Genomic DNA, 14,689 nt, shown 5'->3' with positions numbered 1-14,689 from the left:
ATCTTCTTTGATATTGTTTTGTATGGCAGCTTCAAGATATCTTAAAAAGTAAAACTGCAGTTTAATTTTAATTTTTATAATAATGTAAAGCTTGATTACTTTTTAAATATGGATAAAATTTCATTTAGATATGTTTAAAATTAGAAAAATTTAACATATTTTTTGATACATTAGTTTTTGTTTGAATTTTTGACAAAAGGATTCTAAAATGAAAATACGCATATATTATGAAGATACAGATGCTGGAGGAGTAGTGTATCATAGTAATTATTTAAAATTTTGCGAAAGAGCAAGAAGTGAAATTTTTTTTGCTAAAAATGCACCGATTTTTGATGCTAACAAGGGACATTTTTTATTAACAAAAGCAAATTGTTTTTTTATAAAGTCAGCTAAACTTGGTGATATTATAGAGGTTAAAACAAAGCTTTTAAAAATAAAAAATGCTTCAGTTGATATTGCGCAAGAGATTTATAGAGATGAGATTTTGCTTTTTAAAGTTGAACTTACCCTTGCGTATATTCAAAATGAGAAGCCTGCTAAGATAGATATAGAAATTAAAAAGCTTTTCGAAGAATTATTTTAATTCTTCGAAACTAGCTTTAGTTCCTTTCATGAGGCGAACTTTATATAAAATTTGAGAATTTTGAATTTTTTCATCAAAAAGACTATTGCTTTCAGTATTTAAAAATTGAGTATAAAAATAATCCGTTCCTATACTCGTAGCATACGCTATCCAGTTATAATCTATGCTTTGATTAAAAATTTCATTTAGATATGATAAATTATCATCGTGATTATCGATAGAATTTGCAAGAATAAAATTTTTACGGTCTCCTTCTTGAGTAAGACTTAAAAATGTAGGATTATAATTGATTTGAGTTGATAAGAGTACAAAAGGTTGGATGTTATATACGCGTAATTGAGAGCTTATAAGTGCTGTTTTGATTAAAGGAGTGTTGAGAAATATTGAAGTATTATTTAAACTGCCTTGCGAGCGTAAGAGTCTATAAAAATCAAGTTTTTCTCCCTCAACACGATAAAATCTTGTATTTGCATTTTGTTCAAGTACGCGAGAATTTAAATTACTCGAAAGCATAGATCCATCGCTAAAAGCCGCTATATCGGAATTTGCTTTGTTTAAAAGTGCTAACACTTGAGCATCGTAATCTATGCTTCCAAAAATTATATTTTTGTTTAAATTTGAAAAAGAAACATTATTTTTATGAAGAGTAGGGATAAAAATTTTCATATTTCCCGAATAATCTTTTAATTGATTTACACCCTTAAGAGTCAGTGCAGCAATAGCGTATTGATAGCCTTGTGCTTGAACTTGTTCGAGTGTTGAACGAATTTTATCACCATCTTCTGTACCGGTTAAAAAAACCTTTACTTTAATCTCCGCCCTTTGACTTAAAAGATAGGCAATACTTGAGTTGATTATGGTATTAGAGTAACTTTTTATAGTTTTTTCAGGTATGATAATAGCAAGTTTTACAGAGGTAATTTTTTGTAAATTTTTATCGAAGTCTGTGATAGAATTTAAAAGCTTGGCATAAATATTTGATAAAAATTGATCATGTTGATCGACAAATTCGCTCAAAAAACTAAGATAAAGCCTTGCCTCTAAAAGTTCTAGTAGGCAGTTTGAGTCACATTCTTGTGTGCTTATTTTTGGATAAAAATTTTCAGCAGGTTTAACATCGACTAATTTTTGCTCTTTAGCAAAAATAATACCAAAACATAAACATAAGATTAAGAATATTTTCTTCATAAAAATCCTTTAATTTTTTTTAAATCTTGTATAAAAAATTTTTCACAGCTTGGATTTTTTTCTATAAATTCAAGCTCAAAACTTGCCATTATAAAGAAATTTTTATAAGCAAAGATTTCCCCTCTAAGAGCGTTAAAGTCTGTAAAACCTAAGCTTTTAAAAGGATACTCACCTAAACAAAGAATAATTTTAGGCTGGACAAGTTCTAATTCATTCCAAAAAAATGGCAAGCAAGATTGTAGCGAAAAATCATCAAATTTTCCATTAGAAAAACATTTAAAAAGATACGAAAAATAAAATTCTTTCTCGCAAAGTCCTAAAATTTCTTTGAGATAAAACTTTAATCTTTCTCCTTTTTTTGAATTTAATAAAACCCCTTTTTCATTTTCATTTTTATGTGCTAGCGTATCAATTATCATAAGAGAGGCATTTTTGATCTCTTTTTCCATGAGTGTAAAGCAACGCGATTTGGAAAAATGACACAGAGTGCATTCTTGGATATTTTTTCTTAAATCTTTAAAATTTTCTATTTTTGAATAGCGTTTTAAATTCTCATCCGTAAAATCATAACCCATGGCCTTTAGATAGTGTAAAGTTCTTATCATAACTTACAAAGTTTTTCTAAATTTTCCTCACTTAAGCGATAATTGCGCCATTGTTTTAAATGCTCTGCCTTTAGGCTTTCATAAAAATTTATACCCAAAACATTATCATTTAAACAAACCCAATCAAGTCTTTTTAAATTCTCTTTTTTGCATATTTGTCCCAAAAATTTAAAAACTGCTCGCCCATAACCTTTTTTACGAAAATTTTTTCTTATATAGATATCTTCTAAATAAATTCCACCACTTCCCCAAAAGGATGAAAAGGTATAAAAATAAATCATATAACCTATGATATTTTCATCTTCTTTAAGCAAAAATGCTCGGGCAAATTGATTGTCAAATAAAGAAGTTTCAAGTTTTTCTTTTGAGCATTGCAAAGAATTTTCCATTTTTTCGTATTGTGCAAATTCTCTAATCATTTCAAGTAAAATATCCAATTCTTCACGCTTGAGTATTTCGATTTCAAATTTTGGCATTTTTTAAATATTCCTTTGTTGATTTGATTTTGCAAATTTATCAAAATAAAATAAAAAATACTCTTAATTAAAAGCAATTTATAAGTAAGATTAAGATAAAATACAAGCTTATTTTATATTTTTTTAAGGAAAATTGAAATGAAAAGAACTTATCAGCCACATGGTACTCCAAGAAAACGCACTCATGGTTTTCGCGTTCGTATGAAAACTAAAAATGGTCGCAAGGTGATCAACGCAAGACGCGCTAAAGGTAGAAAAAGACTCGCTGTGTGAAAACTTTTGGTAAATTCAGCGAAAACGAAGAATTTTCAGCCGTATATAAAACAGGTAAAAAGTGGTATTGCGATGGCATTATCATCTTTTATCTTAAAAATAATGAGCAAAAAATGGCAGTTGTTGCTAGTAAAAAAGTTGGAAAAGCAGTGATTAGAAATCGCTCAAAACGTATTTTAAGAGCTTTATTTACTCAATTTGAAAACAAGCTTCAAAATGGAAAATATATTTTTGTTGCCAAAAGTGAAATCACTCAATTTCCTTTTTCTAGATTAGAAAAAAATCTAAAATGGGGATTAAAAAAACTAGAATGTTTAAAATAGTATGTTTAAAAACTCTTCGCTTTTATCAAAAATTTTTAAGCCCTTTAAAACCCTCTGTTTGTAGATATTATCCCACATGTTCAGAATACGCCTTTTGGCAATTTCAAAAAAGAAATTGTATTCTTGCATTTTTTTCAAGTTTTTTTAGAATTTTAAAATGCAATCCTTTTTTTAAAGGGGGATTTGACTATCCAAAAATTACTAAAAATATCACTTCTTGCAATTTATGTTTTAAGCCTATTTTTTTGGCGAAAAAACAGCTTTATTTTTTATATATACCCCACCATCAAGATAAAAGCTTTTATCTTGTTAAAATTATCTTTCAAAGGACAAATAAGTGAATAATTCGAATAATATTTTTCAGCAAAAACGCATTCTTTTGGCTGTAGTTATTTCTTTTTTATTTTTTGTTGTATATGATTATTTTTTTATACCTAAACAACAAATAAATTTAGAAAAAAATATTACTACCGCGCAAGCTGATTCTCAAAATGCAACCAATATCAACGCCCCACAGCAAAGCGCTCAAGCAAATTTAAATTTGACTGCAACTAGCAATATAATACCTCAAGATAAAATAATCGCTGATATTAAAAGTGAGCATTTTGAAGCACAGATTGATTCTTTAGGTAGAATCGTAAATTTTTATCTTCAAGATCAAAAATATCAAAATGATAAAGGCGAGCCTATCAATCTTATAAGCAAGGGAAATTTGCCTTATCCTTTAGAGATACGCTTTAGTGATCCTACTGTTAATGCTCAAGCATTCAGCATGCCTTATACTGCGGATATGAGTGAACTTTTTATCGATGAAAATGGTAGCAAGACGCTAAAACTGACTCAACAGCTCTCAGATTTACTTGTTGAAAAGAAAATAACTTTTTATTCTAAAGGTAATTATGATATTGAAGTTAAATTAAGTAAAAATATAAATTATTTTATAAGTCCAGGTTATCGTCCAAGTATAGCAGTGGATAGCTATACAGTTCATGGAGCTTTAGTTATGGATGATCAAGAAACCATCCATACTTATGAAGATGGCGATATGGATAAAGATGAAAATATAAAAAATGCTTGGATGACTTCAGCCTTTGATAGATATTATGCCACTTTCTTTTACAATTTTGATAAACCTTTAAATGTGACTATTAGCAAAGATGCTCAGGATAATCCTTTGGTATTTGCAATGAGTGATAATGAATTTAAAGCTGGTGGTTATATAGGCCCTAAAGAACATGTGATTTTAAGATCTATAGATCCGCGTCTTGAAGCTGTTGTAGAGTATGGTTGGTTTACTTTTATAGCCAAACCTATGTTTGAATTTTTAAATTTTTTACATAATCATATAGGAAATTGGGGTTGGGCTATTGTTATAATGGTTTTGATTATTCGTATAATCTTATTTCCATTGACTTATAAATCTATGATTTCTATGAATAAGCTTAAAGATTTAGCACCTAAAATGAAAGAATTAAGAGAGCGTTATAAAGGCGATCCTCAAAAAATGAATATGCATATGATGGAACTTTATAAAAAACATGGTGCAAATCCTATGAGTGGATGTTTGCCTATACTTTTACAAATTCCTATTTTCTTTGCTATTTATCGTGTATTGCTCAATGCTATAGAGCTAAAAGCTGCTCCTTGGGCATTTTGGATACATGACTTATCAGTAATGGATCCTTATTTTATTTTGCCTATTTTAATGGGTGTGACAATGTTTATACAGCAATTAATTACCCCTATGACTATACAAGATCCTATGCAGGCAAAAATCATGAAATTCTTGCCTATCATTTTTACCTTTTTCTTTATTACTTTTCCAGCAGGTCTTACCCTTTATTGGTTTATTAACAATCTTTGTTCTTTGGTACAACAATGGGTAATCAATAAAATGTTTGCAAAAGAGCATCATAAAAAACAAGCGGAGTAAAAAATGAGAATCGAAGCAAAAGATCTTCAAAGTGCATTAACAGAAGCTTCTAAAAGTCTTGAGTGCTCGGTTATAGATTTAGAATATGAAATCATCCAGCATTCAAAAAATGGATTTTTGGGTTTTTGGCGCAAGAATGCTATCATTGAGGCTAGAGCCAAAAAACAGCCTTATAGCAAAAAAAATTCTAGAAAAGATTTTAATGCGCATAAAAATGATATTCATAAGAGTCATGAAAAAACCTATCGCAAATTTGATGATAAAAATAGAATAGACAATAAAAAAGAATTTGAGACAGAGACTAGAGAAGTTAAACCTAAAGAGAAATATGTTGTCAAAAGCGATGAAATTTTTGATAGCTTTCATAAAGAGAGCAGAGAAACCCGTAATAGGGAAGATATTTTAGATGAAATTCGTATACAACTAGAACATTTATTAAAATCAACTTGCTTTAATATCTCTTTAGTAGAGTTAAGAATGTATGATGAAGAAAGTGTTTTTATACGTTTAGATGGTGATGATGCAGCCTTACTAATCGGCAAAGAGGCTCATCGCTATAAAGCTATTTCTTATCTTTTACATAATTGGATCAATCTTAAATACAATCTCTTAGTTCGCCTTGAAATTGCACAATTTTTAGAAAATCAAATTCAAGGAATGCAAATTTACCTTCAAGGTGTGATTGAAAAAGTTAAAATCAATGGAAGAGGTCAGACAAAGCCTTTAGATGGAGTTTTGATTAAAATTGCTTTAGAAAAATTAAGAGCCGAATTTCCAAATAAATATGTAGGCATTAAACAAAACAACGATCAAAGATATGTTGTAATTAACGATTTTTTTAAAAAAGATGAATGATACTATAGTAGCGATTGCAACTGCCCATGGAGTGGGTTCTATTTCTATTATAAGATTAAGTGGGGAAAGAGCGCTTGAATTTGCTCTAAAATTAATCAAAAAAAATGAACTTTTCCCCCGCTATGCAACTTTTACAAAGCTTTTTAATCAAAAAAATGAATTTCTTGATGAAGCTATTGTGATCTATTTTAAAGCCCCTTTTAGTTTTACAGGCGAAGAAACAGTTGAATTTCAAGTACATGGCGGATTTAGTGTAAGTGAAATTTTGCTTGAAGAGTTGATAAACTTGGGGGCAAGATTAGCTGAACCTGGAGAATTCAGTAAAAGAGCTTGTTTAAAGGGTAAAATGAGTCCTTTAAAGGCTTTAAATATACAGGATTTAATCTTAGCAAAATCTGCAAATGCGGCAAAGATTATCGCAAGAAATATGCAAGGAAGTTTAGGCGAACTTCTTGATAAAATTCGCACAGATTTGGTAAAAACTTTAGCTTTTGTAGAAACAAATATTGATTATGCTGATGATGATTTGCCTTCTGATTTATTAGAGCAAATTAGCACAATGTGCGAAGAAAATTCTAAAATTTTAAAAGAAATTTATACACTTTCAGAAAGCAAAAAAGGATTGATAGAGGGTTTTAAAATTGCTATTGTGGGTAAGCCTAATGTAGGAAAATCCTCTCTTTTAAATGCCTTACTTTCTTACAAAAGAGCCATTGTTTCTGATATAGCTGGAACGACTCGTGATACCATAGAAGAGAGTTTTAAGCTAGGTACGCATTTATTGCGTATTATCGATACCGCAGGAATTCGAGAAAGCAAAGATGAAATCGAGCAAATCGGTATAGAACTTAGCAAAAAGAGTATTGAGGATGCAGATATTATCTTGGCTATTTTTGATAATTCAAGAAAAAAAGATGAAGAGGATGAAAATATTTTTAAGCTTTTAAGTCAAAGTGATAAAAAGATTTTTTATCTTTTAAATAAAAGCGATTTAAAAAGTCAATTTGATAAGCCTTGTGATATTGATTTTATAGAACTTAGCGTTCAAAACGATATTCAAATTTTAAAAGAAAAGCTTGAAAAATATTTAAATTCACTAGATAGCGATGGATTTTTAGTTAGTTCTATTGCTCTTATTAATGCTTGCAAAATTTCAAGCGAGGCTATTTTAAGGGCTAAAGAATTACTCAGTGAAAATTCTTTAGAGTTGTTTGCCTTTGAATTAAATTTAGCTATTGGCGAACTTGCAAAATTTACTAAAGATTTCGATAGAAATGAAATTTTAGATGAAATGTTTGGTAATTTTTGTTTAGGAAAATGAAAGGATAAAAATGGACAAAGAAACAATAAAAGCACATAAAATAAGCGATGAAGAATATGAGCAAATATTAGAAATTTTAGGGCGTGAGCCAAATTTACTTGAGCTAGGTGTTATTTCTGCGATGTGGAGCGAGCATTGTTCTTACAAATCTAGTAAAAAATATCTCAATGGTTTTCCAACCAAAGCTCCTTGGGTGATTCAAGGACCAGGTGAAAATGCAGGGGTTATTGATATAGGTCAAGGCATGGCAGCAGTTTTTAAAGTAGAAAGTCATAATCACCCTAGTTTTATAGAGCCTTTTGCGGGTGCAGCCACAGGAGTAGGGGGGATTTTGCGTGATGTTTTTACTATGGGCGCAAGAGTAGTTGCAGGGCTTAATTCTTTAAAATTTGGCGATATCCATGATGAGAAATGTGGCAAACATCAAAAATATCTTGTTAAAGGCGTTGTAAATGGAATTTCTCATTATGGAAATTGCATGGGTGTGCCAACCATAGGTGGAGAGTGTGCTTTTGATGAATGTTTTAATGGAAATATTTTAGTCAATGCTTTTGCTTTGGGTATTTGCAAAAGTGAAGATATTTTCTACGCTAAGGCTGAAGGTATAGGAAATCCTGTGATTTATGTGGGCTCTAAAACAGGTCGAGATGGGTTAGGTGGAGCAGTAATGGCAAGCGATAGCTTCAATGAAGAAAGTAAAAGTTTAAGGCCTACCGTTCAAATTGGCGATCCTTTCAGTGAAAAACTTTTAATGGAAGCTTGTTTGGAGCTTTTTAAAACAGATTATATTGTGGGTATTCAAGATATGGGTGCAGCAGGACTTACTTCAAGTTCTTTTGAAATGGCAGGAAGAAGTGGTAGCGGTATGAAGCTTTATCTTGATAAAACTCCTATGCGAGAAAGCGGTATGACGCCTTATGAATTAATGCTTAGTGAGTCTCAAGAAAGAATGTTAATTTGTGCTAAAAAAGGCTATGAAGATAAGGTTATAGAAATTTTTAAAAAATGGAATTTGGACGCTGTGGTTATGGGTGAAGTAACAGATACTGGAAAAATGGAACTTTTTTGGCATGATGAGCTTGTAGGGCTTATACCTATCGATCCTTTGAGTGAAAAAGCACCGATTTTAGATCGTCCTGTAAGCGAGCCAAGATATTTAAATGAAATTAAAGATTATAGCTTTACGCTCAAAATGTCTCAACAAGAGCTTTTTGAAAAAATGCTAAAAAATGAAAACATTAACAATAAAGCCTTTATTTATGATCAGTTTGATTCTAGTGTGCAAACAAATACCATAAAAGCAGATGGAGCTTTAGGTGCGAGTGTGATACGCATTAAAGAAAATGGTGCAAGTGTAGCAATGGCTATAGAATGTAATTCGCGTTTAAATTATGTAAATCCTAAAACTGGAGCCGCTTTAGCAGTCGCAGCAGCAGGTAGAAAAGTAGCTTGCACGGGTGCAAAACCTTTGGCGATTAGCGATTGTTTAAATTATGGTAATCCTCAAAATCCTGAAGTGATGTGGCAATTTGCACAGGGTTGTGAAGGTATTAAACAAGCTTGTAAAGAATTAAACACTCCTGTGGTAAGTGGCAATGTCTCACTTTATAATGAAACCGAGGGCGTTAGCATATTTCCAAGTCCAACTATAGTTAATGTGGGCGTTTTAGAAGATGCAAATAAAACTCTAAAAGCAAATTTTGAAAAAGAAAATACCATGGTTTATCTTTTAGGTGAAAGTTTTGGAGAATTTGCAGCTTCAATGGCTATGAAAATACAAGATAAAAAGGTAGCAGGCGATCTTAAAGAGCTTGATTATAAGGCTGAACTTGCACTTTGGAATTTGCTTTATATGGCAAATCAAAACTCCTTACTTGAATGTGCTAATAGCGTGGGTGTAGGTGGTATTGCTATGACTTTAGCAAAGATGTTTGCTATTTCTAGCGTGGGTGCAAATTTAAACAGTGGCTTTAGTGATGAAAAAATGATTTTTGATGAAAGTGCTAGCCGTGCCATCGTAGGTCTTGATAAAGAAAATGAAGACGCATTTTTAAAGCTAGCACAAGAATTGGGTGTAAAAGCTACAAAACTAGGTTTTAGTACTAAAGAACAAAGTTTTAAACTTGATAATATAAATTTAAGTAAAGATGAGCTTAATAAGCTTTATTTTGATAGCTTTAAAGAGCAAATTCAATGATTTTTGTTTTAATCGTTTTAACTATCTTGGTGTTTTATTGGTATTATAAAACTTGGGGGAAGCAAGATTTTTTAAACTCAGCTACACGAGGAGCTAAAGGTTTTGCCAAAGGCTTTGCTCGTGGAGTCATGGAAGAGAGGATAGATGAATTTAAAAGGCGTATGAATTACTATGTTATCGCACTTTTGGCAAAGATAGCAAAAAGTGATGGTAGGGTAAGTGAAAATGAAGCGGAAATGATCAGCCAAATTTTAGATGCAAACGCCAAAGATGAAAGAGAAAGGGCTTTTTTAAAAGCAAGTTTTAATGAGCACAAAGAAAATATCCACGATGCTTTTTATGTGGCAAAAGATTTTTTAAAAGAAGTTCCTTTGCCGAAAAATGAACGCTTTAATGTGCTTCGTGTGCTTGTGTTTATGGCCTTGGTTGATGCAGATTTTAGCGCAAAAAAGCGTGAAATTTTAGAGCAGATTGCAAAAGCTTTTGATATTGCAAAAAGTGAGCTTGATAATTTTATCGCAAGTATTTCAAATTTAAAAAGTACCAAAAAAGAACTAAGCCTTGATGAGGCTTATCGTATTTTAGAGCTTTCAAATAATGCGGATTTAAACGCGGTAAAAAAACAATACAGAGCTTTAGCTAAAAAATATCACCCTGATATTTTAAATGCAAACAATGTCAGCGAAGAAGAGCTTAAAAAAGGTGTAGAAAAATTTCAAAAAATCAACGAAGCTTATGAAAAAATCAAAAAGCATTTAGAAAAATAAGGGAAATAAAATGAAAGCGTTTTTGTATGTGACTTTGGGTATAATTGTCACTATAATGCGTATTTGTGTTTTTGTTTATTGTATTGCTGGAGGATTGATTATCGCACAGCAAGCATATTACTTTAAGGGTGTTTTGGGTGAAATTTTATATTTTTTAGGTTTTGATAAAAAAAGTTTAGTTGCGGCTATTTTGGTTTTTTTTATAAGTGCTTGGCTAATTGCTCTTATTGGTAATGTTGTCATTTTTATCACTGAAGCAATTTTATCTAGGCTAATTGACAATATTTGGAAAATTCTTGGTTATTCTTTGGCTACTTTTATGTTTGCACCATATTATTTTACAAAGGCTTTTATATATTATCCTATAAAATGTAGTATAATAGTCTTTAAATATTTATCTTGGAATACTAAATTTTTTCTATCTTTAATATGGGTGACGCTTCTAACTATTTTATTTATTGTATTTTTTTATTTTGATGTTATCAATTTAATTGCGCATCAATTTAGTGGGTATTATAAAGAAATTACTAATATAAAAAGAATAAATTATAATTATATTTTTAATATTTTTGGAATTTGTATTGCTATTAATATTGTTAGCTTGGGAATGATTTTTTTATTTAAAAAAACAGAAAGTTTGCTTTATATGAGAGCTTATAAAATACTAAATCAAAACAAAGGATATGAAAAAAAACAAGGTAAAGATTTTTTTAAACAAGAGCAACTAGATAATTTTCAACAAAATGAACTTGATATACTGTTAAAAATCTTTGATTTAACACAAGAAACATTAAATAAGGAAAATTTAAAAAAACATTATAAAGAATTAGCAAGACAACTTCACCCTGATCTTGTGCCACCGCATAAGAAGAAAGAAGCACATAATCAATTTGTAGAATTGCAAAAGAATTATGATAAATTACAAAAGTATTTAAAGGAGTAAAAATGAGAGCATTATTAAGTGTGAGTGATAAAGAAGGTATAGTAGAATTCGGAAAAGAGCTTGAAAATCTAGGCTTTGAGCTACTTTCAACGGGCGGTACTTTTAAACTCTTAAAAGAAAATGGAGTAAAGGTTGTTGAAGTGAGTGAATTTACAAAAAGTCCTGAGCTTTTTGAAGGACGCGTAAAAACCTTGCACCCAAAAATTCACGGCGGAATTTTACATAAAAGAAGTGATGAAAATCATATCAAGCAAGCAAAAGAAAATGGAATTTTAGGCATTGATTTAGTTTGTGTGAATTTATATCCTTTTAAAAAGACCACTATAATGACAGATGATTTTGATGAAATCATAGAAAATATCGATATAGGCGGTCCTGCGATGATAAGAAGTGCGGCTAAAAATTATAAAGATGTGATGGTGCTTTGTGATCCGCTTGATTATGAAAAGACAATTGAAGTTTTAAAAAAGGGTGAAAATGATGAGAAATTTCGCCTAAATTTGATGATAAAGGCTTATGAGCATACAGCAAATTATGATTCTTATATTGCAAATTATATGAATGAGCGCTTTAATAATGGCTTTGGAGCGAGTAAATTTATAGTAGGTCAAAAGGTTTTTGATACAAAATACGGCGAAAATCCACATCAAAAAGGCGCTTTGTATGAATTCGATGCCTTTTTTAGTACCAATTTTAAGGCCCTAAAAGGCGAGGCAAGTTTTAATAATCTTACCGATATTAACGCAGCTTTAAATCTAGCAAGCAGTTTTGATAAGGCTCCTGCTATTGCTATTGTAAAACATGGAAATCCTTGTGGTTTTGCGATAAAAGAAAATTTAGTGCAAAGCTATACACATGCTTTAAAATGCGATAGTATAAGTGCTTATGGAGGAGTAGTTGCTATAAATGGAACCCTTGATGAGGCTTTAGCAAATAAGATCAATGAAATTTATGTAGAAGTGATTATCGCAGCCAATGTAGATGAAAAAGCTTTGGCTGTATTTGAGGGTAAAAAGCGTATTAAAATCTTTACTCAAGAGAGTCCTTATTTGATTAGAAGTTTTGATAGTTATGATTTTAAACATATAGATGGAGGCTTTGTATATCAAAATAGCGATGAAGTGGGTGAAGATGAGCTTAAAAATGCCAAGCTTGTAAGTCAAAGAGAAGCAAGTCAAGCAGAAATTCAAGATCTTGAGATTGCAATGAAAGTTGCAGCTCTTACAAAATCAAACAATGTTGTTTATGTAAAAAATGGCGCTATGGTAGCCATAGGAATGGGTATGACAAGCAGGATTGATGCAGCTAAAGCAGCTATTGCTAAAGCGCAAGAAATGGGTCTTGATTTACAAGGTTGTGTTTTAGCTAGCGAAGCCTTTTTTCCTTTTAGAGATAGCATAGATGAAGCAAGTAAAGTAGGGGTTAAAGCCATAGTAGAACCAGGTGGAAGCATAAGAGATGATGAAGTGATACAAGCTGCAAATGAGTACGGTATAGCGCTTTATTTTACAGGAGTGAGACATTTTTTACATTAATTGAGTGTGTTAAAATAAGATATAATTTATATTATTTAAATAATTTTAAACAAAAATAAAGTAAAATAAAATAAATTCTTAAAGAAAGAAAAAAAGATGTTTAGAACTATAGGTTTTAAAGTTTCTGCAGCAATTTTTGTTGTTTTGTTGTTAAGTTTTATTGCTATGCAATTGATTTTAAATTTAGACTTTAAAAATACCGCAGATAAGATGAGCAAATCTAATTTAAACACTGTTAGTTCTTCCGTCTTTCAAACCATGAGAATGGCTATGAATTTAGGAGATCCTGAAAAAATTCAAGAAGCTATTGAAGATGCTAAAACGATTGAGGGCATTAGTGATATTAAAATTTATCCTTCAAAAGAAACCATAGAGCTCTTTGAGATTAAAAATCCTAAAATTTCACAAGACAAACTTATTATAGATCAATTTACTCAACCTAATTTAATCTCTTTAGAGCAAAAGCTTGATAATATTAATCACCTAAGGCTTATCCGTCCTTTGATCGCAGATGAGAGTTGTATAGCTTGTCATGCTAATGCAAATTTGGGCAGTGTTTTGGGTGTTATGGATGTATATCATTCTTTAGAAAACATAGAAAAAGATATTGCAAAAACGAGCAGATCTTATATAGTGATTTTTACTATAGCTTTGATTTTTACGCTTATAGTGGTACTTTTTGTGCTTAAAATAGTTGTGGGAAATCCTATTATGGAACTTTTAAGTCATGCTAAAGAATTAGCACAAGGAAGCGGAAACTTAAGAGCTAGGATACGAGTTAAAGGGCGTGATGAAATCGCTAAAGCATGCGAGTATATTAACCAATTTATAGAAAAAACGCAAAAAACAGTAAGCAGCGCAAGTCTTAATTCAAAAAATGTGGAAAAACAAAGCATTCTTTTAAATTCTAATGCAATAGAACTTAATGAAATTTCAACTTCTAGCCATCAAAAGATAGATTCTAGCTTTAAGCTAGGTGTTGATATAGGGAAGGATTTAGATGAAATATCTAACCTTTCTAGTGATGCAAATAAAGCAAATGATAAATCTTACCAGCTTTTAGATCAGATGATACATTCACTTCTTGAAATCGATAAAAAAGTGAGTGATTTGGTGCAAAATGAAAATGATTTAGCACTAAAAATTGAAAATATGGTTAAATATGCACAAAATATACAAAAAGCCACACAAATGATGAGCGAAATAGCGGATAAAACCAATCTTTTATCCTTAAATGCCGGCATAGAATCTGCTAGAGCAGGTAGTTATGGTAAGGGTTTTTCTGTCATTGCTGAAGATATTAGAACTTTAGCTAACAATAGTGAGGAATTTTTACATAATGTAGAACTTATAATCAAAGAACTCTTAGAGAGTATACAAGAAGTTGCTAAAGAACTTAAGGAAAATTCTCATAGTATTTTTTCACTCAATGAAAATACCCATTTGCTTGCAAATAGTGCAAACGAAGTAAAACTTTGCAATCAAGATTCTAAAAATCTTGTGACTCAATGTACTCAGAGGATTAAAATTTCGCAAGAAAATATTCAAAATTTACTTATGCATATGCGAGAAAATGTTGAGGCAAGCGGTAAAAATGAGGAAATCTCTAAAATTTTACTTCAAGTCGCAGATGAGTTAAAAATAGTGTGTCATAATTTAGAAAGCGAATTGAGTCAATTTCAAATTTAAA

At 30.7% G+C, this 14,689-nt stretch carries 15 protein-coding genes; 12 read left to right on the top strand and 3 right to left on the bottom strand.

The window, feature by feature from the left end:
* Positions 1 to 208: 208 nt before the first annotated feature.
* Positions 209 to 583 (top strand): YbgC/FadM family acyl-CoA thioesterase, encoded by a 375-nt coding sequence (locus AAID94_04940; protein ID XAK23198.1) that lies wholly within the window; start codon positions 209 to 211, stop codon positions 581 to 583.
* On the opposite strand, the gene AAID94_04935 is transcribed toward AAID94_04940, so the two are convergent.
* From AAID94_04935 to AAID94_04925, 3 genes are read right to left on the bottom strand one after another with little or no spacing between them, the layout of a single operon-like run.
* Complete coding sequence (locus AAID94_04935; protein ID XAK23197.1) at positions 575 to 1,771, bottom strand: hypothetical protein; 1,197 nt, start codon at positions 1,769 to 1,771, stop codon at positions 575 to 577. The genes AAID94_04940 and AAID94_04935 overlap by 9 nt on opposite strands.
* The gene (locus AAID94_04930; GenBank protein XAK23196.1) at positions 1,768 to 2,376 is read right to left on the bottom strand and encodes a uracil-DNA glycosylase family protein; all 609 of its coding nucleotides are present in this window, start codon (positions 2,374 to 2,376) and stop codon (positions 1,768 to 1,770) included. The genes AAID94_04935 and AAID94_04930 overlap by 4 nt, the downstream gene beginning before the upstream one ends.
* Positions 2,373 to 2,852: a GNAT family N-acetyltransferase gene (locus tag AAID94_04925; GenBank protein XAK23195.1), complete on the bottom strand. Its 480-nt coding sequence runs from the start codon at positions 2,850 to 2,852 to the stop codon at positions 2,373 to 2,375. The genes AAID94_04930 and AAID94_04925 overlap by 4 nt, the downstream gene beginning before the upstream one ends.
* A 138-nt stretch (positions 2,853 to 2,990) precedes the next feature.
* Between AAID94_04925 and rpmH the strand changes: the two genes are divergently transcribed.
* From rpmH to AAID94_04870, 11 genes are all read left to right on the top strand, one after another.
* Positions 2,991 to 3,125, top strand: coding sequence for a 50S ribosomal protein L34 (rpmH, locus tag AAID94_04920; GenBank protein XAK23194.1), 135 nt, complete (start codon positions 2,991 to 2,993; stop codon positions 3,123 to 3,125).
* Positions 3,122 to 3,448, top strand: coding sequence for a ribonuclease P protein component (gene rnpA, locus AAID94_04915; GenBank protein XAK23193.1), 327 nt, complete (start codon positions 3,122 to 3,124; stop codon positions 3,446 to 3,448). The genes rpmH and rnpA overlap by 4 nt, the downstream gene beginning before the upstream one ends.
* A complete protein-coding gene (yidD, locus tag AAID94_04910; protein ID XAK24783.1) occupies positions 3,445 to 3,789 on the top strand; it encodes a membrane protein insertion efficiency factor YidD in 345 nt (114 codons plus the stop codon). Before rnpA ends, yidD begins: the two co-directional genes overlap by 4 nt.
* Positions 3,786 to 5,381, top strand: coding sequence for a membrane protein insertase YidC (yidC, locus tag AAID94_04905; GenBank protein ID XAK23192.1), 1,596 nt, complete (start codon positions 3,786 to 3,788; stop codon positions 5,379 to 5,381). Before yidD ends, yidC begins: the two co-directional genes overlap by 4 nt.
* A 3-nt stretch (positions 5,382 to 5,384) precedes the next feature.
* Positions 5,385 to 6,236: a Jag N-terminal domain-containing protein gene (locus AAID94_04900; protein ID XAK23191.1), complete on the top strand. Its 852-nt coding sequence runs from the start codon at positions 5,385 to 5,387 to the stop codon at positions 6,234 to 6,236.
* Positions 6,229 to 7,557 (top strand): tRNA uridine-5-carboxymethylaminomethyl(34) synthesis GTPase MnmE, encoded by a 1,329-nt coding sequence (gene mnmE, locus AAID94_04895; protein ID XAK23190.1) that lies wholly within the window; start codon positions 6,229 to 6,231, stop codon positions 7,555 to 7,557. Before AAID94_04900 ends, mnmE begins: the two co-directional genes overlap by 8 nt.
* A gap of 10 nt (positions 7,558 to 7,567) precedes the next feature.
* A complete protein-coding gene (gene purL, locus AAID94_04890; GenBank protein XAK23189.1) occupies positions 7,568 to 9,754 on the top strand; it encodes a phosphoribosylformylglycinamidine synthase subunit PurL in 2,187 nt (728 codons plus the stop codon).
* Positions 9,751 to 10,521: a DnaJ family molecular chaperone gene (locus AAID94_04885; GenBank protein XAK23188.1), complete on the top strand. Its 771-nt coding sequence runs from the start codon at positions 9,751 to 9,753 to the stop codon at positions 10,519 to 10,521. The genes purL and AAID94_04885 overlap by 4 nt, the downstream gene beginning before the upstream one ends.
* A gap of 10 nt (positions 10,522 to 10,531) precedes the next feature.
* Positions 10,532 to 11,464: a J domain-containing protein gene (locus AAID94_04880; GenBank protein ID XAK23187.1), complete on the top strand. Its 933-nt coding sequence runs from the start codon at positions 10,532 to 10,534 to the stop codon at positions 11,462 to 11,464.
* Between the two features lie 2 nt (positions 11,465 to 11,466).
* Positions 11,467 to 12,999, top strand: a complete 1,533-nt coding sequence (gene purH / locus AAID94_04875) for a bifunctional phosphoribosylaminoimidazolecarboxamide formyltransferase/IMP cyclohydrolase (GenBank protein ID XAK23186.1) — start codon at positions 11,467 to 11,469, stop codon at positions 12,997 to 12,999.
* A 96-nt stretch (positions 13,000 to 13,095) separates the two neighbouring features.
* Positions 13,096 to 14,688: a methyl-accepting chemotaxis protein gene (locus AAID94_04870; GenBank protein XAK23185.1), complete on the top strand. Its 1,593-nt coding sequence runs from the start codon at positions 13,096 to 13,098 to the stop codon at positions 14,686 to 14,688.
* Position 14,689 lies beyond the last annotated feature (1 nt).

Source organism: Campylobacter coli (assembly GCA_039516895.1).
Classification (GTDB): Bacteria; Campylobacterota; Campylobacteria; order Campylobacterales; family Campylobacteraceae; genus Campylobacter_D; species Campylobacter_D coli_B.
Note: the sequence above shows the minus strand (reverse complement) of the source record. Positions and strands in the feature narration are given on the sequence as shown.

Coding starts and splice junctions, on each gene's coding strand:
- purH (XAK23186.1), top strand. CDS start 11,467: ATGAGAGCATTATTAAGTGTGAGTGATAAAGAAGGTATAGTAGAATTC.
- AAID94_04900 (XAK23191.1), top strand. CDS start 5,385: ATGAGAATCGAAGCAAAAGATCTTCAAAGTGCATTAACAGAAGCTTCT.
- rpmH (XAK23194.1), top strand. CDS start 2,991: ATGAAAAGAACTTATCAGCCACATGGTACTCCAAGAAAACGCACTCAT.
- AAID94_04925 (XAK23195.1), bottom strand. CDS start 2,852: ATGCCAAAATTTGAAATCGAAATACTCAAGCGTGAAGAATTGGATATT.
- AAID94_04870 (XAK23185.1), top strand. CDS start 13,096: ATGTTTAGAACTATAGGTTTTAAAGTTTCTGCAGCAATTTTTGTTGTT.
- AAID94_04940 (XAK23198.1), top strand. CDS start 209: ATGAAAATACGCATATATTATGAAGATACAGATGCTGGAGGAGTAGTG.
- AAID94_04930 (XAK23196.1), bottom strand. CDS start 2,376: ATGATAAGAACTTTACACTATCTAAAGGCCATGGGTTATGATTTTACG.
- AAID94_04885 (XAK23188.1), top strand. CDS start 9,751: ATGATTTTTGTTTTAATCGTTTTAACTATCTTGGTGTTTTATTGGTAT.
- AAID94_04880 (XAK23187.1), top strand. CDS start 10,532: ATGAAAGCGTTTTTGTATGTGACTTTGGGTATAATTGTCACTATAATG.
- purL (XAK23189.1), top strand. CDS start 7,568: ATGGACAAAGAAACAATAAAAGCACATAAAATAAGCGATGAAGAATAT.
- AAID94_04935 (XAK23197.1), bottom strand. CDS start 1,771: ATGAAGAAAATATTCTTAATCTTATGTTTATGTTTTGGTATTATTTTT.
- mnmE (XAK23190.1), top strand. CDS start 6,229: ATGAATGATACTATAGTAGCGATTGCAACTGCCCATGGAGTGGGTTCT.